We start from the raw sequence: 22,298 nt of genomic DNA, 5'->3' as shown, positions 1-22,298 counted from the left end.
GACCCCACGACGGCAGTGCCGTCAGCCCCCTTCGATGCACGAGCGTTTCGTTGGTGATGTGACCAATGTGACGCGCGACCACCGTAGCAAGTTGTCTAGACCGCGAGAAAACTTGTCACCCGAGCTTCTCCAGGATCAGCTCGCGCACCCGGGCGGCGTCGGCCTGTCCGCGCATCTCCTTCATCACCGCGCCGATGAGCGCCCCGGCGGCGGCGTGCTTGCCGTCGCGGATCTTGTCGGCCACGTCGGGGTTCTCGGCGATCGCCTTGTCGACGGCGGCCCCCAGGGCACCGTCGTCCGAGACGACGGCCAGGCCGCGGCTCGCGACGACCTCGTCCGGGGTGCCCTCCCCTGCCAGCACTCCTTCGATGACCTGGCGGGCCAGCTTGTCGTTGACGGTCTTCTCGTCGACCAGCGCCTGGATCCGCGCCACGTCGGCGGGGGTGATGGGCAGGTCGACCAGGTCGACGCCGTCCTCGTTGCTGCGCCGGGCGAGCTCGCCGAGCCACCACTTGCGGGCGGCCTGCGGTGTCGCGCCCGCGGCGATCGTCTCCTCGACGAGGCCGAGCGCGCCGGCACCGATGGTGTCGCGCATGTCGAGGTCGCTGAAGCCCCACTCCCCCTGCAGCCGGGCGCGACGCACGGTCGGGTTCTCCGGCAGCGTGCCGCGGAGCTCCTCGACCCACTCGCGGCTCGGCGCGACCGGCACCAGGTCCGGCTCGGGGAAGTAGCGGTAGTCCTCCGCGTCGGACTTCTCGCGACCGCTCGTGGTGATCCCGGTGTCCTCGTGCCAGTGGCGGGTCTCCTGCAGGATCGAGCCGCCGTCGCGCAGGATCACCGCGTGCCGCTGCATCTCGTAGCGCACGGCCCGCTCGACCGAGCGGAACGAGTTGACGTTCTTGGTCTCGGTGCGGGTGCCGAGGACGCCGCTGTCCTTCGGGGCCAGCGACAGGTTCACGTCGGCGCGCAGGTTGCCCTGGTCCATCCGCGCCTCGGAGACACCGAGCGCGACGATGAGCTCGCGGAGCTGGGTGACGTACGCCTTGGCGACCTCGGGGGCCTTCGCCCCGGCACCCATGATCGGGCGGGTGACGATCTCGATGAGCGGGATCCCGGCGCGGTTGTAGTCCACGAGCGAGTGGTCGGCGCCGTGGATGCGGCCGGTGGCGCCGCCGACGTGCAGCGACTTCCCGGTGTCCTCCTCCATGTGCGCGCGCTCGATCTCGACGCGGTAGGTCTCACCGTCCACGTCGACGTCCATGTAGCCGTCGAAGGCGATCGGCTCGTCGTACTGCGACGTCTGGAAGTTCTTCGGCATGTCCGGGTAGAAGTAGTTCTTCCGCGCGAAGCGGCACCACTCGGCGATGTCGCAGTTGAGCGCGAGGCCGATCCGGATCGCGGACTCGACGGCCTTGCCGTTGACGACGGGCATCGCGCCGGGGAGGCCGAGGCACGTCGGGCACGTGCCGGCGTTGGGCTCGCCGCCGAACGTGGCCGGGCAGCCGCAGAACATCTTCGAGTTCGTGTTCAGCTCGACGTGGACCTCGAGGCCGAGGGCCGGGTCGAAGGCGGCCAGCACGTCGTCGTACGGCATCAGGGCCGCGTCGGTCTTGGCGGAAGTCATCGGTTCGTCTCCAGTCCGGTCGCGCGGTCGAGCAGCGGCCCGCCCCATTCCTGCACGTGCAGCGCCTCCAGCGCGGCGCCCACCCGGTAGACCCGGTCGTCGGCCAGCGCAGGTGCGAGGACCTGGAAGCCGGAGGGCAGCGAGTCCTCGTCGGCCAGGCCGTTGGGCACCGAGATGCCGGGCACGCCGGCGAGGTTCGCCGGGATGGTGGCGAGGTCGTTCAGGTACATCGCCATCGGGTCGTCGAGCTTCTCACCCAGCTTGAACGCCGTCGTCGGCGCCGTCGGCGAGACGAGCACGTCGACCTTCTGGAAGGCCGCGTCGAAGTCGCGGCTGATCAGCGTGCGGATCTTCTGCGCCTGGCCGTAGTAGGCGTCGTAGTAGCCGCTCGACAGGGCGTAGGTGCCGAGGATGATCCGGCGCTTCACCTCGTCGCCGAACCCGGCGTCGCGGGTGGCGCGCATGACGTCCTCGGCGCTCGGCTGTGTTCCATTCTTGGCGTCGGGGGTGACCCGGAGGCCGTAGCGCATCGCGTCGAACTTCGCGAGGTTGCTCGAGGCCTCGGCCGGGAGGATCAGGTAGTAGGCCGCGAGCGCGTGCACGAAGGACGGGCAGGACACCTCGACGACCTCGGCCCCGGCCTTCACCATGAGCTCGACGGACTCGTTGAAGCGGTTCATCACACCGGCTTGCCAGCCGTCGCCGGACATCTCGGTGACGACGCCGACCTTCACCCCGGTGAGGTCGCCGGACGCGCCCTGCTTCGCCGCCTCGGTGAAGGACGGCCAGTCGGTCTTGATCGAGGTCGAGTCACGCAGGTCGTGGCCGCCGATGACGTCGTGGAGCATCGCGGCGTCGAGGACGTTGCGGGTGACCGGACCGGCCTGGTCGAGGCTGTTGGCCAGCGCGACGAGGCCGTAGCGCGACACCCCGCCGTAGGTCGGCTTCACGCCCACCGTGCCGGTGACGGCACCGGGCTGGCGGATGGAGCCACCGGTGTCGGTGCCGATGGCGAGCGGCGCCTCGTACGACGCGACGGCTGCGGCCGAGCCGCCGCCGGAGCCGCCGGGGATCCGGTCGAGGTCCCACGGATTGCGGGTCGGGCCGTAGGCCGAGTGCTCCGTGGAGGAGCCCATGGCGAACTCGTCCATGTTGGTCTTGCCGAGGATCGGCAGGCCGGCCACGCGCAGGCGCTCGACGACCGTCGCGTCGTAGGGCGGCACCCAGCCCTCGAGGATCTTCGAGCCGCACGTCGTGGGCAGCCCGCGGGTCGCCATCACGTCCTTGACCGCGATCGGTACGCCGTCCAGCGGGCCGCGTGCCTCGCCGCGGGCCCGGCGGGCGTCGGACTCGGCGGCCTGGATGAGCGCGCCCTCGGGGTCGACGTGGAGGAAGGCGTGCACCCGGTCGTCGACCTCGGCGATGCGGTCGAGGTGGCGCTGGGTGACCTCGACCGAGGTGACCGAGCCGTCGGCCAGCTGCTCGGCGAGGCGGGAGGCCGTGGTCTCCGACGGGCCGCTCATGCCTCCTCCTCCAGGATCCGCGGGACGGAGAAGCGGTTGTCCTCCACGGCCGGGGCGCCCGACAGGGCCTCCTCGGCGCTGAGGCCGGGGACGACGACGTCCTCGCGGAAGACGTTGGTCAGCGGGATCGCGTGCGAGGTGGGCGGCACGTCGTCGCCGGCGACCCCGGTGATCGAGGCGACCGACTCGAGGATCACGCTCAGCTGCGGGGCGAGGTGGTCGAGCTCGTCGTCGGACAGGTCGATGCGGGCGAGGGTGGCCAGGTGGGCCACCTCCTCGCGGGAGATCTCGGGCATGCGGTCAATCCTAGGAGAGCGGCTCGGTCGCGCCGCGGCCCGGCCAGCGGTTGACCGCGTAGACGCCGGCGCACACCAGCAGGGTGCCCGCCGCCAGCGGCCAGCCCAGCTGCTCGTCCAGCAGCGCCCAGCCGAGCAGGACGGCCACGACCGGCACGAGGAAGATGCTCACCGCGACCCGGCCCACCTCGCCGGTGGTGACGAGGTGCATCCAGAGCAGCCACGCGAGCGCGGTGCCGACGAGCGTCGTCCAGACGATGCCGACGCCCACCCTCGGCGTGAGGTCGAGCCCGTCCGTCCCGGTGAGCGCGGCCGCAACGGCGAGCAGGACTCCGCCCGCCACGAGCGGCAGCGCCACCGCCCACAGCGGCTCGACCCGCGGTGCGGTCCGCTTGACCGTTATCGTCCCGAGCGACCAGCACACCGCGGTCGCCACGCCCAGCGCGACGCCGTACGACGACACCTCACCCTCGTGGCGCAGCGAGACCACCGCGACGCCGGTGAAAGCGGTGAGTGCGCCCAGCACGCGGGCCGGGCCGAGCGGGTCGCCGAGGAACGGTCGCGCGAGGAGGACCGTCACGACCGGCTGGAGGTAGAGCAGGAGCGAGGCGTAGCCCGAGTCGAGGTGGTCGATCGCGAGCACCTGGAGGCCGAAGAACCCGACGACGTTGAGCAGCGTGAGGGCGGCGTACGGGCCGAGGCTGCCCCGCAGCCGGAGCGGGCGGCGCGCCGCCGCGGCGACCAGCGCGAGCAGCGCGCCGCCGACGAGACAGCGGGTCGCCGCCAGAACCATCGGCGGGCATCCCTCGAGCGCGACCTTGATCGAGGTGAAGGTCGACCCCCACGCGACGATCAGCAATGCCGTCACCAGGAGCCGCGTCCGCATCCGCACAGGATGTCAGGCGCGGCTCCCGGTCGATCAGCAGCTCGAGCGCTTCTCCGCTGCCTTGCAGGTGTCGTTGCCGCCGCGACCGCGGGCGATGTCGAAGCCCTTGCCTCCGTCGAGGCGGTCGGGCTCGTCGGAACCGGTCATCACGTCGGCGCCACCGCGGCCGTAGATCTGAACCCGGTAGTCCGGGTTGGCGGTGATGATCTCCGAGTCGTTGCTTCCCTTGAAGATCGACGACGCGCGGGCCGGCAGGATCACGTCGCTGAAGCCGGTGATCTTGCCCTCCAGCGTGAAGGGCTGGAGGTCGCGGATCGTCGACTTCTTCAGCTGGTCGATGCGCAGCGTGGGCTTCAGGGCCGGGTTGGAGCTGGGGAGGATCCGCAGCTTGTCCTGACCGCCGTAGCCCTTGGCGACGAAGCCCGACTCGGCCGGGATCGGGAAGGTCATCGTGTCGCTGCCGCTCCCACCCCGCCAGACCTGGTGGCTCTCGGAGGTCGTCCGCAGGTCGTCGCTGCCGCTCCCACCCACGAAGGTGTCGATGCCGACGATGCCCACGAGGCTGTCGTCACCCGCGTCGCCGTAGAGCCGGTCGTTGCCGACGGTGCCCGGCGCGTCGGCGCTGAGGACGTCGTCGCCGCCGCGGCCGAAGATGGTGTCGTCGCCCCCGCGGGCGGCGATCACGTCGCGGGAGTTGGTGCCCTTGATGGTGTCGTTGAGAGGGCTGCCGATGACGCGGATGCCGCCGTCGTACCCCGTCACCGTGTCGCTGCCCTCGGCCGCGATCGGGACGGTGCGGCTCGAGCGGAAGTCCACGACGACGGGCGCGGTCGCGTTGAAGTAGGACACCCCGTCGAGCTCCGTCACGGTGCCGTCCGAGCCCGGGCGCGGGTCGTAGCCGAGGTCGATGAGGTCGTTGCCGAGGCCACCGGAGATCGTGTCGCCCCGCTTGACGACCCGGCCGAACTGGTCGATGCGCAGCAGGTCGCTCTCGCCGTAGAGCTTGTCGTCGCCCTCACCGCCGACGATCGTGTCCGCGCCCTCGCCGCCACAGATCACGTCGTTGCCGGCCAGACCGCGGATGGTGTCGTTGCCGCCGCGGGCCGCGATGACGTCACGCTTCGGCGTGCCGGTGATCGTGTTGCCCTTGTCGTTGCCGACGATGGTGGCCTTCAGACCGGCGCACGTGACGGCGGCGGCCTGCGCGGTCGGTGCGATCGCGAGCGGCGCGGCCAGGGCGGCTGCGCCGAGGAGGGCCGGGACGAGTGAACGGGTGAGACGCATGCTGACTCCCAAGGAATTAGTCGTTCAGGTGCTTGTGACCGCATCTCGAAGGTCCCAAACCTGCGCCGGTCAGTCCAGCCCCGCAGGCCCCTTCTCCAGGAGGGTCGTGAACGCGGCCTCGTCGAGCACCGGCACCCCGAGCTGCTCGGCCTTGTCTGCCTTGGACCCGGCGTTCTCGCCGACCACCACGTAGTCGGTCTTCTTCGACACCGACCCCGACGCCTTGCCACCGCGGCTGATGATCGCCTCCTTGACCGAGTCGCGGGTGTAGGCCTGGAGGCCGCCCGTCACGACGACCGTGAGCCCCTCGAGGGTGCGCTCGATCGACTCGTCGCGCTCGTCGGCCATGGTCACGCCGGCCGCGGCCCACGCGTCGACGATGGCGTTGTGCCACCCGGACTCGGGTCCGTCGAACCACTCGCGCACCGATGCGGCGATGGTCGGGCCCACTCCCTCGGTGGCCGCCAGGGCCTCCTCGGTCGCCTCGCGCACGGCCGTCATGGATGAGAGCTCCGTCGCGAGAGCGCGCGCCGCGGTCGGGCCGACGTGACGGATCGACAGCGCGACGAGCACCCGCCACAGCGGCACGGCGGTCTTGCGCTCGTGGAGGTTGGCCAGAAGGCGTACGCCGTTGGCGCTGAGCTGTGCCCCGTCCTCGCCCTTCTTGGGGGCGCGGGTGAAGAGGGGGGCGGAGAGCAGCCCGGCCTCGTCGAGGTCGAAGAGGTCGCCCTCGTTCTTGATGGCACCGGCGTCGAGGAGCGCGACCGCCGCTTCATAACCCAGCCCCTCGATGTCGAAGGCGCCGCGACCGGCGACGTGGAAGACCCGCTCGCGCACCTGGGCCGGGCACCGCTCGTGGTTGGGGCACCGGAGGTCCTTGTCGCCCTCCTTCTGCTGGGCCAGCGCGGTCCGGCAGGCGGGGCACTTCGTCGGCATCCTCCACGGCTTCAGACCCTTCGGCCGCAGGGCGAGCACCGGCCCGAGGATCTCCGGGATCACGTCGCCGGCCTTGCGCAGGATCACCGTGTCGCCTGGACGGACGTCCTTGCGCTTGACCTCGTGGGCGTTGTGGAGGGTCGCGTTCTCGACGGTCGAGCCCGCGACCTTGGTCGGCTCCATCACGCCGTAGGGCGTCACCCGGCCGGTGCGGCCGACGTTCACCTCGATCGACCTCAGCAGGGTGTTGACCTCCTCGGGCGGGTACTTGAACGCGATCGCCCAGCGGGGTGCCCGGCTCGTCGACCCGAGGCGGCGCTGCAGCGAGACGTCGTCGACCTTGACCACGAGTCCGTCGATCTCGTAGCCGACGATCGTGTGGCGGTGCTCGCCGACGTGGGCGATGCGCTCCTCGACGGCCTCGAGCGTGGGCACCACCCGCACCTGCTCGGAGATCGGCAGTCCCCACGCCTGGAGGGCGTCGTACGCCGCGCTCTGGGCCGCGGGCTCGAAGCCCTTGCGGGCGCCGATCCCGTGGCACACCATCCCGAGGTCGCGGGTCGCGGTGACCTTGGGGTCCTTCTGGCGCAGCGACCCGGCAGCGGCGTTGCGCGGGTTGGCGAACATCGGCTTGCCCGCGTCGACCATCGAGGCGTTGAGCCGCTCGAACGCCTCCGCCGGCAGGAACACCTCGCCGCGCACCTCGACCAGCGCGGGCACGGGGTGCTCGTCGGTGCCGGTGAGCCGGTGGGGCACCGAGGCGATCGTCTTGACGTTGGGGGTGACGTCCTCGCCGGTGCGGCCGTCGCCGCGGGTGAGCGCGCGGACCAGGCGGCCCTCCTCGTAGAGCAGGTTGATCGCGAGGCCGTCCACCTTGAGCTCGCAGAGCAGGGCGGGCGACTCGATGCCCTCGCGCAGGATGCGGGAGTACCAGCTCGCGAGCTCCTCGGAGGTGAAGGCGTTGTCGAGCGACTCCATCCGCTGGAGGTGGTCGACGGCGGTGAACTCCGTGGAGACGGCGCCGCCGACCTTCTGCGTCGGGGAGTCCGGGGTGCGGAGCTCGGGGTAGGAGTCCTCGAGCGCCTCGAGCTCACGCAGCCGCACGTCGAAGTCGGAGTCGGAGAGAGTCGGGTCGTCGAGCACGTAGTAGCGCCAGCGGGCGTCGTCGACCTGCTCGCTGAGCTCCCGGTGGCGCTCGCGCGCCTCGGGTGGAGCGGTGGCGACGGTCGCGGTCTGTGCGGGGTCGGGACCGGCATCGGACGTGCTCATGGGCACAGTCTGCCGGTCGCCACCGACACCCCGCGACCGACGTACGACGGCTTGGTCTGGACCGGATGAAACTGATTTGTTCCATCGGAATAGATCTGCCTAGGCTTCGGTTGATCGAAACGAAACCGTTCCGTTTCATCATGACGAGCGTCACACAGGAAGGCCACCGTGACACCGACCGAGACCGGCACCCGCCCCCGCGTGGAGGGCGAGCGCGAGCTGGAGATCCTCGAGGCGACCCTGGAGGTGCTCGACGAGGTCGGCTACGACCTGCTCACCATGGACGCCGTCGCCACCCGGGCGAAGGCGTCGAAGGCGACGCTCTACCGCCGCTGGAACGGCAAGCCCGAGCTCGTCGTGGCCGCGATCATGGCCCACAAGGGCGTGCCGGTGGTTCCGGACACGGGCACCCTGCGCGGTGACCTGCTCGAGGCCTACTGCGGCGGTCCGGGCGGGCTCAACGACCCGCTGGCGCAGTCAGTGCTCTCGGCCGTCGTCACTGCGATGGGCCGGGACCCGGAGTTCGCCGAGGTCTACCGGCGCGACTTCATCGGCCCGAAGGTCGAGTCCTCGCGCGCCATCTACGAGCGGGCCCGCGCGCGCGGCGAGGTGCACCCCGACGTCGACCTCTCGGTCCTCGCGCCGGCCCTCGCGGGGATCGTCCTGCACCGCGTCTTCCTGCTGGGCGACACCGTCACCCCCGAGCTCATCGGCCAGGTGCTCGACGAGGTCATCCTCCCGGCGGCGCTCCACGGCCCCTGCTCCCGCTCCTGACACCTCACAGCCATGGTCCGACCCACTGTCGGACCCCTCTGATCCACTCGAACCCGACCCGCACCTTCGAAGGACTTCTTCCATGACCGACACCGCCAGCACCACGCCGCCCTCCGGGGCGAGCGCCCCGCCCCAGCGCGAGCTCAACCTGACCTGGGCCCTGGTCCTGATCTCCATCGCGCAGCTGATGGTCGTGCTCGACGCGACCATCGCCAACATCGCGCTCCCCTACATCCAGATCGACCTGGACATCAGCAACGCCAACCTGTCGTGGATCGTCACCGGCTACGCGCTCGCCTTCGGCAGCCTGCTGCTGCTCGGTGGTCGCCTCGGCGACCTCTACGGCCGCCGCAAGGTCTTCATGGTCGGCCTCGCCATCTTCGCCGTCGCCTCGCTCCTGGGCGGCCTCGCGACCAACGAGCCCCTGCTGCTGGCCGCCCGTGGCCTGCAGGGCCTCGGCGCCGCACTCGCCTCTCCCGCCGCGCTCGCGCTCATCACCACGACCTTCCCGGCCGGACCGGCCCGCAACCGCGCGTTCGCCGTCTACGCCGCCATGTCCGGCGCCGGTGCGGCCGTCGGCCTGATCCTGGGTGGCTGGCTCACCGGTCTCGACCAGCCGCTCGGCATCGACGGCTGGCGCCTCACCTTCCTGATCAACGTCCCGATCGGCATCATCGCGGCACTGCTCGCACCGCGCTTCCTCAACGAGTCCGAGTCGCACCCCGGTGAGCTCGACCTGCCCGGTGCCGTCACCGGCACCCTGGGCCTGCTCGGCGTCGTCTACGGCCTGACCCGGGCCGGCTCCGAGGGCTGGGGTGACACCGTCACCGTCGCCAGCCTGGTCGCCGGCGTCGTGCTCCTGGTCGTCTTCGGCCTGATCGAGAGCCGGGTCGAGCACCCGCTCCTGCCGTTCCGGATCTTCACCAACCGCACCCGGGCGTCGAGCTTCGTGGCGATGTTCCTCGCCCCGGCCGCGATGTTCGCGATGTTCTACTTCCTCAGCCAGTACATCCAGAACGTCATGGGCTACAGCCCGCTCAAGGCCGGCGTCGCGTTCCTCCCGTTCACCGTCGGCATCGTCGTCGGTGCCGGGCTGGCGTCCAACCTGGTGAACCGGATCGACCCGCGCTACATCTCCGGTGTGGGCACCCTGATCGCGGCCGGCGCGCTGTTCGGGTTCTCCCGGCTGCCCTGCGACACGTCGTTCCCCCCGAGCGACGTCACTGGCAGCTACCTCACGGGCATCATGCCGTTCATCATCATGATGGCCTTCGGCATGGGCCTGACGTTCGTCCCGGTCACGCTGACGGCCGTCCACCACCTGCGCTCCGAGGAGTCCGGGATCGGTTCGGGCGTGCTCAACACCGCACAGCAGGTCGGTGGCGCGCTCGGCCTCGCCGTGCTGGCGACGGTCGCGACGCAGACCTTCACCGACCGCGGCAAGGAGTTCGCCGAGGCCGCGGCCGGCCTGCCCCAGCCCACGCCGGAGCAGGCGAAGGCCTTCGCCGAGATCGCGCAGCAGCAGATCTTCACGGAGGGCTCGACCAATGCCTTCCTGGTCGGCTCGATCCTCATGCTCGCCGCCTCGGTGGTGATCTGGATCTTCCTCGACGTCAAGCACGAGGAGCTCGCGACCGACGGCCCGGAGGGCGTCGTCGCCCACTGATCCACGCCACACCCAGCGAGGGAGGGTCTCCGGAGACGGAGGTCCTCCCTCGTCCCATCCGATCACCCACCCAGCGCCGAAGGAGACGCGTGAGCGATCCACACCTGACGACGTACGACGCACCCGGACGGCCCCGGGCGATGGTGCTGGCCCTGCACGGCGGCAAGCCGCGCTCGCACCAGTCGGTCGACGGTCGCAGCGCGTCCTGGCGACGCGCCGCCTGGCTCACCCGCGAGATCGCGCAGCCGGCCCACGACGAGGGCGTCGGGATCTGGCTCGTGCGCTACCGGCGACGGGGCTGGAACGGCGGCACCGACGCGGTGGCCGACGCCCGCTGGGCTCTCGACCGGCTGCGCGCCGTCCACGGCGAGGTCCCGGTCGTCCTGCTCGGGCACTCGATGGGGGCGCGCGTCGCCGTCCACGCCGCGGACGACCCGTCGGTGGTGGGCGTCGTCGGTCTGGCGCCCTGGTGGTCGGCCGACGACCCGGTGCACACCCTCGCCGGTCGCACGCTGAGGGCGGCCCACGGTCGCCGGGACCGGATCACCTCGTTCCGCGAGACCGCTCGCTACGTCGAGCGTGCGCGTCGGGTGGCCGACAGCGCCGAGCTCGAGGACATGGGAGCACTCGGCCACTACATGCTCACCGGCTCACGTCGCTGGCACGACGTGGCACTCCGCTCGGTCCTCGAGGTCGTCGACACCCACGTCCCCTCCCCCCGATCGGCACCTTCCACGGAGCGCTGATCCGGCCTAGGCTCCCCCGCAGTCGCACCCACGGGGGTCCCATGTCACGCGTCCGAGCCATCCTTGCCCTGCTCACCGCGCTCGTCCTGACGGTCGGCCTCGCCTCGAGCGCCGACGCCGCGCCGCGCAAGTGGCCGAAGGGCCGCATCACCTACGTCGACAAGTCCCTCGACCCGGACGCGGTGAAGGCGGCCGTCCGGGCGTGGAACACCAGCGGACTGAACGTGAAGTTCGTCAAGGTGTCCAGCACCCGCAAGGCCCGGCTGGTCATCAAGAACACCAAGCGCGTGCCGGCCGGCTGCGGCACCGGCTACGGGACGCTCGGCTATCCCGGCCCCGGCCGCAAGGCGACCGTGAGCATCCTGCACGGCAGCGACGCCGACGGGCAGAAGTGCGCCTGGCCCGGGCAGACCCTGGTGGTCGCCCACGAGCTCGGCCACGTCCTGGGGCTCGAGCACAACTCGTCCGGCTGCTCGCTGATGAACACCTCGCACACCAACGGCGTCGCCCCGAGCCTCTGCGTCGGCGACGACATCGACGAGGTCAAGCCGGGTCGCTGGCGCTGTCGCCTCATCGAGAAGGTCGACCTCAAGCGGGCCAAGCGGATCTACGGCGGCAAGCCGCGCCTCGCCGAGACCGAGTGGTGCGACGCGATCGACCGGATCCCGGCGACCGGCGCCGTCACCCCGACCCAGGTGGGCGGCGGTTTCACTGTCACGGTCACCCGGGCGCCCGAGCCGGCGGTCCCGGCCTGGCTCGGCACCTGGGCCTACGGCGAGCCGGGCTTCGAGGTCCACGCGACGCCCGCGGCCTGCACGGCCGTGCCCGGCGACGACACCACCCAGGTCGGTCTCGGCCTGTGGGGCGCGACCCCGGTGGGCGGCGCGGCGGACGAGTACCTCCAGCCCCTTCCCGCCGGGCCGGTGTGCCTGTCCGTCTGGCAGTTCGACCAGGGCTACAACTTCGCGCTGGCCCCGACGACGGTGCTGGTCACCGGCCCCGGGGCCCGCACCTCGGCGCGTACGACGGACCTGCCGCCGCGCGCGGCGTCCCCGGTCGCGGTGACCAGGTTCGACTGACCAGGTCCGACAGACCAGGTCCGCCAGACGGGTCAGAGGTTGCGTGCGACCGTCGCCGAGAGGCGTACGGCCAGTGCGGCCCATGCTGGCGTGGCTCCGGCCAGCCCGCACGTCGGGGTGACCACGAGGTGCTCCCCCGAAGTCTGCGGGTCGAGCCCCAGCATGTCGAGCCAGCGCTGCACGCGCTCGGTGAGCCGGGCGTCCGACGGAGCGGCGGCGAGGTCGGTCGACGGCACGATGCCGAGCGCGGCCGTGCGGCCCGAGTCGAGCGCCTCGGCGAAGGTGTCGAGGTCCGCCGGACCGAGCATGTCGAGGTCGGCCGACAGGCCGCTGGCCCCGGTGCCGGCGACCAGCGACCACGGCGTCTGCGGAGCGCACGAGTGCACCCACGCCTCGGCCCCGGCGGCGGTCACGGCCTCGACGACCCACTCGAGGTGTTCCGACAGCTCGGGCGGGTCGACGCGACGGTGGCGGCCGAAGCCGCTGGCGGTGGGCACCTGCGCGTTCGCCACGGCGGCGAGGGCGGGTTCGTCGACCTGCACGATCCAGCGGTCCACGCCGACGATGCGCCGTCGCAGGTCGGCGAGGTGGACCGCGACGCCCTCGGCCAGCGCCTGCGCGAGGTCGCGGCGGGCGCCGTGGTCACTGAGCACCTTGTCGCCGCGCGGCTTCTCGACCGTCGCGGCGAGCGTCCACGGCCCGGCGACCTGGGTCTTGAAGGTCCCCTCGTAGCCCTGCGCCAGCTCCTCGACCGCGTCGAGGTCCTGGGCGAGCAGCGACCGCGCCCGGCGGTGGTCGACGCCGCTGGCGTCGGTCAGCCGCCATCCCGCGGGCTGCAGGTCGGCGGCGAGGCCGTCGGTGATCGCCAGCGCGCGACCGGTCATCCCCGCGGTGACGCCACGCCCCGGCAGCTCGGGGACGTGCGGCAGGTCGGGCAGTCCGTCCAGCACGAGGCGTACGGCCTCGGCGTAGCCCGCGGCGGTGGTGCCCGGCAGGGAGCCGACACCGGTCGCGGTCGTCACGCGGGGTCCCCGCGGCGTTGTTCGGGGGAGCGAAGCGGAGGAGAAGAACGTCGTGGGGTGCTCATGCTGGGACGACCGCGCGCGTGGACTCGATGGTCGCGGACCCGACGACCCGCGTGCCGTCGTAGATGACGGCGGCCTGGCCGGGCGCGATGCCCTCGGCCGGGTCGAGCAGGTCGATGGTGACGCGGTCGCCGTCGACGACGACCGCGGCGCGGTGCTCGGCTCCGTGGGCGCGCAGCTGCACGGTGCCGTCGACCCGCTCCGGGACGGTGCCGCACCAGCGCGGCCTGATGCCGTCGATGTGGTCGACCGCGAGCCGGTCGCGCGGCCCGACCGTGACGGTGCCGCTGACCGGCTCGATGTCGAGCACGAAGCGCGGCTTGCCGTCGGGGGCAGGAGTGCCGAGCCGCAGCCCGCGCCGCTGGCCGATGGTGAAGCCGTAGGTGCCGGTGTGGCTCCCCACCGTCTCCCCCGTCTCGGCGTCGACGATGTCGCCGCCGTGGTTGGGAGCGCGGTCGCCGAGCTTCTCGCGGAGCCAGCCGGCGTTGTCACCGTCGGCGACGAAGCAGATGTCGTGGGAGTCGGGCTTGTCGGCCACCAGCAGGCCCCGCGCCTCGGCCTCGCGGCGCACCGACGGCTTGTCGGTGTCGCCGAGCGGGAACAGCGAGTGGCGCAGCTGGGACTGGTCGAGCACCCCGAGGACGTAGGACTGGTCCTTGCCGTGGTCCTCGGCGCGGTGCATCTCGACCAGCCCGTCGGCACCCGGGCGCAGCTGGGCGTAGTGCCCGGTCGCGACCGCGTCGAAGCCGAGCGCGAGCGCCCGGTCGAGAACGGCGGCGAACTTGATCTTCTCGTTGCAGCGCAGGCACGGGTTGGGCGTGCGCCCCGCGGCGTACTCGTCCATGAAGTCCTCGACCACGTCCTCGTGGAAGCGGTCGGACAGGTCCCAGACGTAGAACGGGATGCCGATCACGTCGGCGGCACGACGCGCGTCGTTGCTGTCCTCGATGGTGCAGCAGCCCCGCGCTCCCGAGCGGTACGACGCCGGGTTGCGGCTGAGCGCGAGGTGGACGCCCGTCACCTCGTGCCCGGCCTCGACGGCGCGGGCCGCGGCGACGGCGGAGTCCACCCCGCCGGACATCGCGGCGACGACCTTCACGACTCCACCCTCAGCGCGCCCGGGCGGATCGCGCCCGCTCGACCACGGGGCCGATCGCCGCGACGAGGGCGTCGATGTCGGCCGGGGTGGTGGTGTGGCCGAGCGAGAACCGGAGCGAGTGGCGCGCCTGGGCGTCGTCGCAGCCCATGGCGAGCAGGACGTGGGAGGGCTGCGGCACGCCGGCTGAGCACGCCGAGCCGGTGGAGCACTCGATGCCGCGGGCGTCGAGGAGCATCAGCAGGGAGTCGCCCTCGCAGCCGGGGAACCCGAGGTGGGCGTTGCCGGGCAGCCGGCCCGGGCCGGCCGGGGCGCCGTGCAGGTGCGCGTCGGGGACGACCTCGACGACCCGGCGGACCAGGTCGTCGCGCAGCTCGGCGATCCGCACCGCGTGCTCGTGCTGCGCCTTCACGGTCGCCTCGACGGCCGCTGCGAGGCCGGCGATCGCCGGCACGTCGAGGGTGCCGCTGCGGATGTCGCGCTCCTGGCCGCCACCGTGCACGAGCGCGCTCACCGGCAGGTCACGGCGGACGACCAGCGCGCCCACGCCGTAGGGGCCGCCGACCTTGTGGCCGGTGAAGGTCAGCGCGTCCACGCCCGAGTCGGCGAAGTCGACCGGCACCTGCCCGAGTGCCTGCACGGCGTCGGTGTGCACGGGGATCCGGTGCTCGCGGGCGAGGGCGACGACCTCGTCGAGGGGCTGCAGCGAGCCCACTTCGTTGTTGGCCCACATCACCGACACGAGGCCCACCGAGGCCGGGCCGCGGGCGATCGACTCCCGCAGCGCCTCGATGTCCAGGACTCCCTGGGACGACACCGGCAGCAGCTCCACGTCGGCGTGGTCGTAGGTCCGGAGCCAGTGGAGCGGGTCGAGCACCGCGTGGTGCTCGATCGCGGTCGACAGGATGCGCGTGCGTCGCCGGTCCTCGTCGCGGCGGGCCCAGAAGATGCCCTTGACCGCGAGGTTGTCGGACTCGGTGCCCCCGGAGGTGAAGACGACGTCGCCCGGACGCGCGCCGATGGCGCCGGCGATGGTCTCCCGGGACTCCTCGACCACCCGGCGGGCGCCGCGGCCGGAGGCATGGAGCGAGCTGGCGTTGCCGACCCCGGCCAGCTGCCGGGTCATCGCCTCGACGGCGACCGGCAGCATCGGCGTGGTCGCGGCGTGGTCGAGGTAGACGAGCGGCTGGGTCATGACCTGCCAAGCGTACGGGGCACCCCTACGAGGTGTTCCCGCAGTCCGTGCCAGCACCTAGGCTCCGCGGCATGCGCACGTCCCGGGGGTTGGTCGCGTCCGTGCTCGTCCTGTTGCTCCTGCTCCCCCTCGCCGGGTGCCAGGGCGACGCGGACACCGACGAGGAGTCCTCCTCGCCGTCGACCAGCGAGCCGCCGGCCGGCATGGACGAGTCGCTGCGCGACGCCGCCCTCGAGCTGGTGGCCGCGCGCGAGCAGGCGCTCCAGGACGGCGACAAGGAGGCCTTCCTCGCGACCGTCGACCCCGACGCGAAGGACTTCGCGACGACCCAGGAGCGCTGGTGGGACAACGTCGCCCGGCTTCCGGCCACCGACTTCGCCCTCGAGCTCGGCGACGAGGGCGTGATGACCAGGGTCGCGGGCGACGGAGACCTCCAGCTGCCGGTGGACTTCACGATGCGACTGGAGGGGTACGACACGCGTCCCGTCACCCAGCCGCTCATCTACACCTTCGTGGGCGACGAGGACGAGGTCCACCTCGCCAGCGACCGCAACATCCAGAGCGACGCGCTGACCGGCTGGTTGCCCGCGCCGTGGGACGTCACCGCGATCAGCGTCGAGGAGTCCGACGGTGTCCTCGGCGTGTTCGACGACGAGACCGAGGACGACGCTGCGGAGGTGATGGCCGACATCGTCGAGGCACGCGACGCGATCGAGCCGTTGGTCCCCGAGTGGACGCAGAAGGTCGTGACCTACGACATCAGCGACCTCGGCGCGATGGACCGGATGAGCCGTATGGAGGTCGAGGACACCGCCGGCGTGGCCTTTCCGGTGCTGTCTCGTCCCGACGGGCGCAAGGTCGCGGCCTACCGCTTCTCGGTCAACCCGGCGCACACGGGATCCGAGCTCGAGCGCGACATCCTCTTCCGCCACGAGCTCGTCCACGTCGCTCTCTCCGACCGCGACGACTCGAGCCCGACGTGGCTCGTGGAGGGCGCCGCGGAGTACGTCGCCCGCGCGGTGGAGTTCTCCGAGACCGCGCGGCGGGCGATCTCGGCCACCAACCTGGAGGGGCGCGATCCCGCGGAGCTCGCCCGGACGACCGACCACTTCTACACGCGCAACCCGCGTGACAACTACGAGATGGCCGCCCTGGCGTGCGACTACCTCTCCGCCACCCGCGGGCAGGACGAGCTGTGGCGGCTCATGCGCATGCTCCGCGGCGACACGAGCCTGGTGAACACGGCCGTCACCGCGTCGCTCGAGACCGAGCTCGGCACGTCGACACGAGAGCTCTTCGCCGAGGCCCTGGCGTGGGCCCGCGCGACCTGAGTCAGTCCATTCGCCCCAGCCAGGCGTGGTCCGGGTAGAGCCGCGCCACCGACTCCCGCAGCCAGTCGCGCGCGACCTCGTCCAGCAGCGGCCAGGTGACGGCCAGGTCGCGGTCGTCCTTCGGCCGGTGCAGCACCGCCTTGTAGAGCAGGGTGATCTCGGGCCGGAGGTAGCGGATGCCGTCCGCGGCCATCCAGGTCACCTCGTCGAGCGGCGCGACATGGTCGGGGTCGCGCTTGCTGGTCCAGAGCCCGTCGCGGTCCGGCGTGATCGGCAGGTCGATGATCCACGGCTCGGCAGCGCTCCTGCGGACCCAGACCTGGCTGCTGGTGTCGAGCACCTCGGGGAAGCGGTCGTTGAACGGCCGCAGGGTGCCGCCGTGGTTGCTCCAGAGGTTCCACCCGTCGCCGACGTGGGCGCGGAAGGCCGGCAGGTCGCACGCGAGCAGCGTCAGGTCGACGTCCTCGTGCTCGCGGGGCAGGCCGGTGAAGGCCTCGATCGACCAGCCGCCGACGATCCACCACGGCCGCTCGAAGCCGGCCATGAAGTCGGCCAGGCCCGCGGGGTCGAGCGGCTCCCACGGGCCGTACCACCGGAAGAACTCCTCGTCCTCCGCGATCTCCTCGGCCGTGCGGTGCAGCGCCTCCCGTGCGTCCATGCGCCGACGCTAGCGGCTCGCGTGGGAGGCTCGGTCGCGTGCACGAGCCCGACGACTACGACTGCCCGTTCTGCCGGATCCAGGCGGGCGTGCACAACGAGCACAACCAGCCGGGGGACGTCGTCGCCATCACCGACCTCGCCTACGCACGCATCTCACCGAAGTGGTGGCCGGGCAACCCCGGCGCTGCGCTGGTGATCCCCCGCGGTCATCACGAGAACCTCTACGACATCCCTGCCGAGGCCGGCCACGCCGTCTGGGACCTCACCCAGCAGGTCGCCGTCGCGATGCGCCAGACCTACGACTGCGCGGGCATCTCGACGCGCCAGCACAACGAGCCGGCGGGCAACCAGGACGTGTGGCACCTCCACGTCCACGTCTTCCCGCGCCACGACGACGACCGGCTCTACCAGCGCCATCACGAGGCCTGGTGGGCGACACCCGGGGAGCGAGAGCCGTACGCCGAGCAGCTCGCGGCGGCGCTCGACCTGCCCCGCACCTTCGACTGAGCCGGTCTGGGGCAGGATCCACCCATGGACTTCCAGCAGATGCAGGAGCGGGCGAGGGCGATCCGCGCGCAGTACGCCGAGGTCGAGGCCTCGACCTACGGACGGTCGTGGACGACCGAGGAGATCATGCTCGGCTTCCTCGGTGACGTCGGCGACCTCGCCAAGCTGGTGCAGGGCAAGGCCGGCGTACGACCCCGCGAGGACCTCGACGAGGCACTCGCCCACGAGCTCGCCGACTGCCTCTGGAGCGTGCTCACGCTCGCCGACTCCTACGACGTCGACCTGCAGGGTGCCTTCACCTCGACCATGGACGAGCTCGAGGGGATCCTCTCCGAGGACGCCTGACGGCAACTTCCGGCCCGGAGACGGCGTCACAGCAGCATGCTGCTGCTCTTCCGGTTGCTGGTGGCGGCGGTGCTCGCACTGCCGGCGTCGGGGCCGCCGACGACGATCCCGCCGGAAGTCACGCTCCCCCACGAGGGCGACTGGCGACCGCTGGGCTGGCCGGGGCGCACCCCGCTGCAGGACGTGTGCATCGACCCAGGCCAGGGCGGCCTCCACCTGCCGGAGACCGAGGACCACCGCGCGGTCGGCTCGGGCCCCCGCCTCGAGGCGCTCGGTCTGTACCGCGGCCCGGGACGGGCCGACATGGCCGTCGACGCGTGGCGCGAGCAGGCCCGCCGCTGCGGCGGCCCCGGCCGCGTGGACCACGTCGGTCAGCCGATGCAGTGGGTCGTGCGCCGGATCGAGGTCGACGGGGCCGACGAGGCGTGGCAGGCGCACCTGCTGATGACGGTCGAAGGTCCGGACCTCGGCGTCCTGACGTCGTTCCTCACGATCGTCCGGGTGGGGCCGGCCGTCTACGTCGAGGACGACAGGGAGCACTCCGCGCCGTCCACCGTCGGCGAGAAGAGCGCCGCCGGCCTCGCGTCCGCGGCGTCGTACGTCCCGACCCTGGACGTCTTCAGCTCTGGCTAGAGCAGGACGAGGTCGTCGCGGTGGATGACCTCGCGCTCGTAGCCCGCCCCGAGCGCGGCCTTGAGGTCGCCGGTCGAGCGCCCGAGCAGGGCCGGGAGCTCGTCGGCGTCGAAGTTGACCAGCCCGCGGGCCACCACGGCGCCAGACGGATCCAGCACGTCGACGGCGTCGCCGGCCACGAAGCTGCCCCCGACCCCGGTGATCCCGGCTGCCAGGAGCGACGCGCGCCGCTCCACCACGGCGCGTACGGCACCCGCGTCCAGGGTCAGGGTGCCCTGCCCGGACGTCGCGTGGGCCAGCCAGAGCAGTCGCGTGGGACGGCGCTTGCCGGTCGCCTCGAAGAGCGTGCCCACCTCGGAGCCGGCCAGCGCGGCCGCCGCCTGGTCGGCCGAGGTCAGCACGACGTCGATGCCCGCACCAGTGGCGATCCGCGCGGCGTCGACCTTGGTCGTCATCCCGCCGGTGCCGACTCCCGAGGCACCGGTCGTCCCGGTCGTGACGCCGGCGAGGTCGGCCTCCGAGCGCACCAGCGGGACCAGCGTCGAGCCGTCCCGACCGGGCGGGCCGTCGTAGAGGCCGTCGACGTCGGAGAGCAGCACGAGCAGGTCGGCGTGGACGAGGTGGGCCACCAGCGCGGCCAGCCGGTCGTTGTCACCGAAGCGGATCTCCGAGGTGGCGACGGTGTCGTTCTCGTTGACGATCGGGACGACGCCGAGCTCGATCAGCTTGGCGAAGGTCTGGTGCGCATTGCGGTAGTGCGCGCGCCGGGTCACGTCGTCGACGGTGAGGAGCACCTGCCCCGTGACGATCCCGTGCCGGGCGAACTCCTCCTGGTAGCGGTGCGCCAGCAGGCCTTGCCCCACCGAGGCGGCGGCCTGCTGGGCGGCGAGCCCGCGCGGCCGCTTCGTCAGCCCGAGCGGCGCGAGCCCGGCGGCGATCGCTCCGGACGAGACGAGAACGACCTCTGCACCCGCACCCTTGGCGGCGGCGAGGACCTCGACGAGGCGGCGTACGCGCGCGGGGTCGATCCCGCCTGCGGCGGTGGTCAGCGACGACGAGCCGACCTTGACGACGATGCGTCGGGCGGCCCTGATGAGCCCCGCGCGGTCGCTCACTCCTCGCCGTCCCAGTCGGGGTCGTCCTTCGTGCCGATCTCGTAGGCCATCGGCCCGACGCCCGAGCTGCCCGAGCTCTTGTCCGGGCCCTTCTTGGGTCGCGCCTGGTCGAGGCGGCGGGCCACGTCGGCGCGCGCCTCCTCCTCGGCCTTGGTCTCCATCCCCTCGGCGATGTCGCGGCGGCGGTCGCGCGCCGGACGCGCCTCGCGGAGCCGCTCGTCCTCACCACGCCGACCGAGCATCTCGGCGCCCGCCTCGATGCTGGGCTTGAAGTCGAAGACGACCGAGTTGGTGTCGGACCCGATGAGGACGGTGTCGCCCTCCTGGGCGCCCATCTGCGCGAGCTTGACCTCGACGCCCATCCGGTTCAGGCGGTCGGCGAGGAAGCCCACCGCCTCCTCGTTGCTGAAGTCGGTCTGGCGCACCCAGCGCTCGGGCTTCACGCCGCGCACCCGCCAGCCGTCGTCGGTGGCGACGACCTCGAAGTCGGAGCTGTCGTCGACCGCCTTGGGCCGCAGCACGATCCGCTGCGGCTCGGCCTCGGGTGCGTCCTCGCGGGACGCGACCACGATCTCGGCCATCGCGAACGTCAGCTCGCGCAGGCCCGCGCCTGAGGCGGCACTGACCTCGAAGACCCGGAGCCCGCGGCCGCGGAGCTCCTCGACGACCATGTCGGCGATGTCCTGCCCGTCAGGTACGTCGACCTTGTTGAGGGCGATCAGCCGGGGCCGGTCCTCGAGTCCGCCGTAGCGGGCGAGCTCGCCCTCGATGATCTCGAGGTCGTCGAGCGGGTTGCGGCCGGGCTCGATGGAGGCCGTGTCGACGACGTGCACCAGCGCGGAGCAGCGCTCGATGTGGCGCAGGAAGTCGTGCCCGAGACCGCGTCCCTCGGCCGCACCCTCGATCAGGCCGGGCACGTCGGCGACCACGAAGGTGGTCTCGCCGGCGGTGACGACGCCGAGGTTGGGGATCAGGGTGGTGAACGGGTAGTCGGCGATCTTGGGCCGGGCCCGCGACATCGCAGCGATCAGGGAGGACTTGCCGGCGCTCGGGAAGCCGACCAGGCCGATGTCGGCGACGACCTTCAGCTCGAGGCGTACGACGAGCTCGTCGCCGGGCTCACCCAGCAGCGCGAAGCCGGGCGCCTTGCGCTTCGACGAGGCGAGGGCGGCGTTGCCGAGGCCACCGCGCCCGCCGGCGGCGACGACCAGGGTCGTGCCCTGGCCGATGAGGTCCGCCAGCACGTTGCCGTCGGCGTCCTTGACGAGCGTCCCGTCGGGGACCACCAGGGTCAGGTCCTTGCCGTTGCCGCCGTTCTTGTGGTCGCCGGCGCCCTGGCCACCGTTCTCGGCCTTGCGCGAGGGGCTGTGGTGGTAGTCGACAAGGGTCGTCACGCTCGTGTCGACCTCGAGGATGATCGACCCGCCCTGGCCGCCGTTGCCACCGTCGGGACCGCCGAGCGGCTTGAACTTCTCGCGCTTGACCGAGGCCACGCCGTTGCCGCCGCGGCCGGCCGCGAGGTGCAGCGTGACCTGATCGACGAAGCTGGGGATGGCCATGGGATTCCTTGCTGTGGTGGTGAATGCGCGAAGGGCGCCCCCTAGACAGGGACGCCCTTCACAGAAGTGCTCAGTGTCGCGGTGAGGTCACTCGCCGGGGACGATGTTGATCACGCGACGACCGCGGCGGGTGCCGAACTCGACGGCGCCGGCCTGCAGGGCGAAGAGGGTGTCGTCGCCGCCACGGCCCACGCCGGTGCCCGGGTGGAAGTGCGTGCCGCGCTGGCGGACGATGATCTCGCCTGCGCCGACGACCTGGCCGCCGAACCGCTTCACGCCGAGGCGCTGGGAGTTCGAGTCACGGCCGTTCTTGGTGCTCGCAGCACCCTTCTTGTGAGCCATTGTTCAGTCCTTTGAGAAACGAGTCGACCTCGAGCGAGCGCTCAGAGGGAGATGTCGGTGACCTTGACCTGGGTGTACTTCTGGCGGTGACCCTGGCGCTTCTTGTAGCCGGTCTTGTTCTTGTACTTCTGGATGATGATCTTCGGGCCCTTGGTGCGGCCGGTGACCTCGACGGTCACGCTGGCCTTGTCGAGGCCGGTCGCGGTGACCTTCTCGCCGTCGACGACCATCACCACGGGAAGGGTGAGGGTGTCACCGGCGGCGGCCATCGCGTCGATCTCGATGACGTCGCCGACGGCAACCTTCTGCTGCTTGCTGCCACTGCGCACGATCGCGTACACGGCGAG

General features: G+C 71.9%; 22 protein-coding genes. 8 read left to right on the top strand and 14 right to left on the bottom strand.

Going from position 1 to position 22,298, the window contains the following annotated elements; genetic code table 11:
- Window positions 1–115 precede the first annotated feature (115 nt).
- The 6 genes from gatB to ligA form a co-directional block, all read right to left on the bottom strand.
- Window positions 116–1,624 carry an Asp-tRNA(Asn)/Glu-tRNA(Gln) amidotransferase subunit GatB gene (gene gatB / locus EUA06_RS00720; protein ID WP_129473095.1) on the bottom strand — a complete coding sequence of 503 codons (1,509 nt, stop codon included), beginning with the start codon at window positions 1,622–1,624 and terminating at the stop codon, window positions 116–118.
- Window positions 1,621–3,147 carry an Asp-tRNA(Asn)/Glu-tRNA(Gln) amidotransferase subunit GatA gene (gene gatA / locus EUA06_RS00715; RefSeq protein ID WP_129473094.1) on the bottom strand — a complete coding sequence of 509 codons (1,527 nt, stop codon included), beginning with the start codon at window positions 3,145–3,147 and terminating at the stop codon, window positions 1,621–1,623. Before gatA ends, gatB begins: the two co-directional genes overlap by 4 nt.
- Window positions 3,144–3,443 (bottom strand): Asp-tRNA(Asn)/Glu-tRNA(Gln) amidotransferase subunit GatC, encoded by a 300-nt coding sequence (gene gatC / locus EUA06_RS00710; protein WP_129473093.1) that lies wholly within the window; start codon window positions 3,441–3,443, stop codon window positions 3,144–3,146. The genes gatA and gatC overlap by 4 nt, the downstream gene beginning before the upstream one ends.
- Before the next feature lie 10 nt (window positions 3,444–3,453).
- The gene (locus EUA06_RS00705; protein ID WP_129473092.1) at window positions 3,454–4,329 is read right to left on the bottom strand and encodes a DMT family transporter; all 876 of its coding nucleotides are present in this window, start codon (window positions 4,327–4,329) and stop codon (window positions 3,454–3,456) included.
- A 33-nt stretch (window positions 4,330–4,362) separates the two neighbouring features.
- Window positions 4,363–5,613 carry a calcium-binding protein gene (locus tag EUA06_RS00700; protein ID WP_129473091.1) on the bottom strand — a complete coding sequence of 417 codons (1,251 nt, stop codon included), beginning with the start codon at window positions 5,611–5,613 and terminating at the stop codon, window positions 4,363–4,365.
- A 69-nt stretch (window positions 5,614–5,682) separates the two neighbouring features.
- Complete coding sequence (gene ligA, locus EUA06_RS00695) at window positions 5,683–7,818, bottom strand: NAD-dependent DNA ligase LigA (RefSeq protein ID WP_129473090.1); 2,136 nt, start codon at window positions 7,816–7,818, stop codon at window positions 5,683–5,685.
- Window positions 7,819–7,986: 168 nt separating this feature from the next.
- Here ligA and EUA06_RS00690 point away from each other — a divergent pair, with 168 nt between their 5' ends.
- The 4 genes from EUA06_RS00690 (at window position 7,987) to EUA06_RS00675 (ending at window position 12,083) form a co-directional block, all read left to right on the top strand.
- The gene (locus EUA06_RS00690) at window positions 7,987–8,592 is read left to right on the top strand and encodes a TetR/AcrR family transcriptional regulator (RefSeq protein WP_129473089.1); all 606 of its coding nucleotides are present in this window, start codon (window positions 7,987–7,989) and stop codon (window positions 8,590–8,592) included.
- A gap of 82 nt (window positions 8,593–8,674) precedes the next feature.
- Complete coding sequence (locus EUA06_RS00685) at window positions 8,675–10,258, top strand: MFS transporter (RefSeq protein ID WP_129473088.1); 1,584 nt, start codon at window positions 8,675–8,677, stop codon at window positions 10,256–10,258.
- Window positions 10,259–10,347: 89 nt separating this feature from the next.
- Window positions 10,348–11,004, top strand: coding sequence for an alpha/beta hydrolase (locus EUA06_RS00680; RefSeq protein WP_242497893.1), 657 nt, complete (start codon window positions 10,348–10,350; stop codon window positions 11,002–11,004).
- 41 nt (window positions 11,005–11,045) lie between these two features.
- Entirely contained in the window at window positions 11,046–12,083 is a 1,038-nt protein-coding gene (locus tag EUA06_RS00675; RefSeq protein ID WP_129473087.1) for a M57 family metalloprotease, read from the top strand.
- Between the two features lie 32 nt (window positions 12,084–12,115).
- On the opposite strand, the gene EUA06_RS00670 is transcribed toward EUA06_RS00675, so the two are convergent.
- From EUA06_RS00670 to EUA06_RS00660, 3 genes are all read right to left on the bottom strand, one after another.
- Window positions 12,116–13,105: a uroporphyrinogen decarboxylase/cobalamine-independent methonine synthase family protein gene (locus EUA06_RS00670; protein ID WP_129473086.1), complete on the bottom strand. Its 990-nt coding sequence runs from the start codon at window positions 13,103–13,105 to the stop codon at window positions 12,116–12,118.
- A gap of 61 nt (window positions 13,106–13,166) precedes the next feature.
- A complete protein-coding gene (gene mnmA / locus EUA06_RS00665) occupies window positions 13,167–14,267 on the bottom strand; it encodes a tRNA 2-thiouridine(34) synthase MnmA (RefSeq protein WP_207208152.1) in 1,101 nt (366 codons plus the stop codon).
- Between the two features lie 10 nt (window positions 14,268–14,277).
- Entirely contained in the window at window positions 14,278–15,459 is a 1,182-nt protein-coding gene (locus EUA06_RS00660; RefSeq protein WP_129473085.1) for a cysteine desulfurase family protein, read from the bottom strand.
- Window positions 15,460–15,530: 71 nt separating this feature from the next.
- On the opposite strand from EUA06_RS00660, the gene EUA06_RS00655 reads away from it, so the two are divergent.
- Window positions 15,531–16,790, top strand: a complete 1,260-nt coding sequence (locus tag EUA06_RS00655) for a hypothetical protein (RefSeq protein ID WP_129473084.1) — start codon at window positions 15,531–15,533, stop codon at window positions 16,788–16,790.
- 1 nt (window position 16,791) lies between these two features.
- On the opposite strand, the gene EUA06_RS00650 is transcribed toward EUA06_RS00655, so the two are convergent.
- On the bottom strand, window positions 16,792–17,448 hold the full coding sequence (locus tag EUA06_RS00650) for a nucleotidyltransferase domain-containing protein (protein WP_129473083.1): 657 nt from the start codon (window positions 17,446–17,448) through the stop codon (window positions 16,792–16,794).
- Between the two features lie 38 nt (window positions 17,449–17,486).
- Between EUA06_RS00650 and EUA06_RS00645 the strand changes: the two genes are divergently transcribed.
- From EUA06_RS00645 to EUA06_RS00635, 3 genes are read left to right on the top strand one after another with little or no spacing between them, the layout of a single operon-like run.
- Window positions 17,487–17,957: an HIT family protein gene (locus EUA06_RS00645; RefSeq protein WP_129473082.1), complete on the top strand. Its 471-nt coding sequence runs from the start codon at window positions 17,487–17,489 to the stop codon at window positions 17,955–17,957.
- Between the two features lie 24 nt (window positions 17,958–17,981).
- Complete coding sequence (locus tag EUA06_RS00640; RefSeq protein WP_207208151.1) at window positions 17,982–18,302, top strand: MazG nucleotide pyrophosphohydrolase domain-containing protein; 321 nt, start codon at window positions 17,982–17,984, stop codon at window positions 18,300–18,302.
- A gap of 36 nt (window positions 18,303–18,338) precedes the next feature.
- The gene (locus tag EUA06_RS00635; RefSeq protein ID WP_129473081.1) at window positions 18,339–18,935 is read left to right on the top strand and encodes a hypothetical protein; all 597 of its coding nucleotides are present in this window, start codon (window positions 18,339–18,341) and stop codon (window positions 18,933–18,935) included.
- Here the strand turns inward: EUA06_RS00635 and proB are convergent.
- From proB to rplU, 4 genes are all read right to left on the bottom strand, one after another.
- Window positions 18,932–20,050: a glutamate 5-kinase gene (gene proB / locus EUA06_RS00630; protein ID WP_242497892.1), complete on the bottom strand. Its 1,119-nt coding sequence runs from the start codon at window positions 20,048–20,050 to the stop codon at window positions 18,932–18,934. The genes EUA06_RS00635 and proB overlap by 4 nt on opposite strands.
- Window positions 20,047–21,609 carry a GTPase ObgE gene (obgE, locus tag EUA06_RS00625; RefSeq protein WP_129473079.1) on the bottom strand — a complete coding sequence of 521 codons (1,563 nt, stop codon included), beginning with the start codon at window positions 21,607–21,609 and terminating at the stop codon, window positions 20,047–20,049. Before obgE ends, proB begins: the two co-directional genes overlap by 4 nt.
- Before the next feature lie 87 nt (window positions 21,610–21,696).
- A complete protein-coding gene (gene rpmA / locus EUA06_RS00620) occupies window positions 21,697–21,951 on the bottom strand; it encodes a 50S ribosomal protein L27 (protein WP_090967377.1) in 255 nt (84 codons plus the stop codon).
- A 41-nt stretch (window positions 21,952–21,992) separates the two neighbouring features.
- Entirely contained in the window at window positions 21,993–22,292 is a 300-nt protein-coding gene (gene rplU, locus EUA06_RS00615) for a 50S ribosomal protein L21 (protein WP_129473078.1), read from the bottom strand.
- Between the last annotated feature and the right edge of the window lie 6 nt (window positions 22,293–22,298).

Origin of the sequence: Nocardioides glacieisoli (assembly GCF_004137245.1) — a bacterium.
In the GTDB taxonomy this organism is placed as follows: domain Bacteria; phylum Actinomycetota; class Actinomycetes; order Propionibacteriales; family Nocardioidaceae; genus Nocardioides; species Nocardioides glacieisoli.
Note: the sequence above shows the minus strand (reverse complement) of the source record. Positions and strands in the feature narration are given on the sequence as shown.

What these genes read in the sequence shown, in the direction of transcription:
- gatB (WP_129473095.1), bottom strand. Translation starts at nt 1,624, where the DNA reads ATGACTTCCGCCAAGACCGACGCGGCCCTGATGCCGTACGACGACGTG.
- gatA (WP_129473094.1), bottom strand. Translation starts at nt 3,147, where the DNA reads ATGAGCGGCCCGTCGGAGACCACGGCCTCCCGCCTCGCCGAGCAGCTG.
- gatC (WP_129473093.1), bottom strand. Translation starts at nt 3,443, where the DNA reads ATGCCCGAGATCTCCCGCGAGGAGGTGGCCCACCTGGCCACCCTCGCC.
- EUA06_RS00705 (WP_129473092.1), bottom strand. Translation starts at nt 4,329, where the DNA reads ATGCGGACGCGGCTCCTGGTGACGGCATTGCTGATCGTCGCGTGGGGG.
- EUA06_RS00700 (WP_129473091.1), bottom strand. Translation starts at nt 5,613, where the DNA reads ATGCGTCTCACCCGTTCACTCGTCCCGGCCCTCCTCGGCGCAGCCGCC.
- ligA (WP_129473090.1), bottom strand. Translation starts at nt 7,818, where the DNA reads ATGAGCACGTCCGATGCCGGTCCCGACCCCGCACAGACCGCGACCGTC.
- EUA06_RS00685 (WP_129473088.1), top strand. Translation starts at nt 8,675, where the DNA reads ATGACCGACACCGCCAGCACCACGCCGCCCTCCGGGGCGAGCGCCCCG.
- EUA06_RS00675 (WP_129473087.1), top strand. Translation starts at nt 11,046, where the DNA reads ATGTCACGCGTCCGAGCCATCCTTGCCCTGCTCACCGCGCTCGTCCTG.
- EUA06_RS00660 (WP_129473085.1), bottom strand. Translation starts at nt 15,459, where the DNA reads ATGACCCAGCCGCTCGTCTACCTCGACCACGCCGCGACCACGCCGATG.
- EUA06_RS00655 (WP_129473084.1), top strand. Translation starts at nt 15,531, where the DNA reads ATGCGCACGTCCCGGGGGTTGGTCGCGTCCGTGCTCGTCCTGTTGCTC.
- EUA06_RS00650 (WP_129473083.1), bottom strand. Translation starts at nt 17,448, where the DNA reads ATGGACGCACGGGAGGCGCTGCACCGCACGGCCGAGGAGATCGCGGAG.
- EUA06_RS00640 (WP_207208151.1), top strand. Translation starts at nt 17,982, where the DNA reads ATGGACTTCCAGCAGATGCAGGAGCGGGCGAGGGCGATCCGCGCGCAG.
- EUA06_RS00635 (WP_129473081.1), top strand. Translation starts at nt 18,339, where the DNA reads ATGCTGCTGCTCTTCCGGTTGCTGGTGGCGGCGGTGCTCGCACTGCCG.
- obgE (WP_129473079.1), bottom strand. Translation starts at nt 21,609, where the DNA reads ATGGCCATCCCCAGCTTCGTCGATCAGGTCACGCTGCACCTCGCGGCC.
- rpmA (WP_090967377.1), bottom strand. Translation starts at nt 21,951, where the DNA reads ATGGCTCACAAGAAGGGTGCTGCGAGCACCAAGAACGGCCGTGACTCG.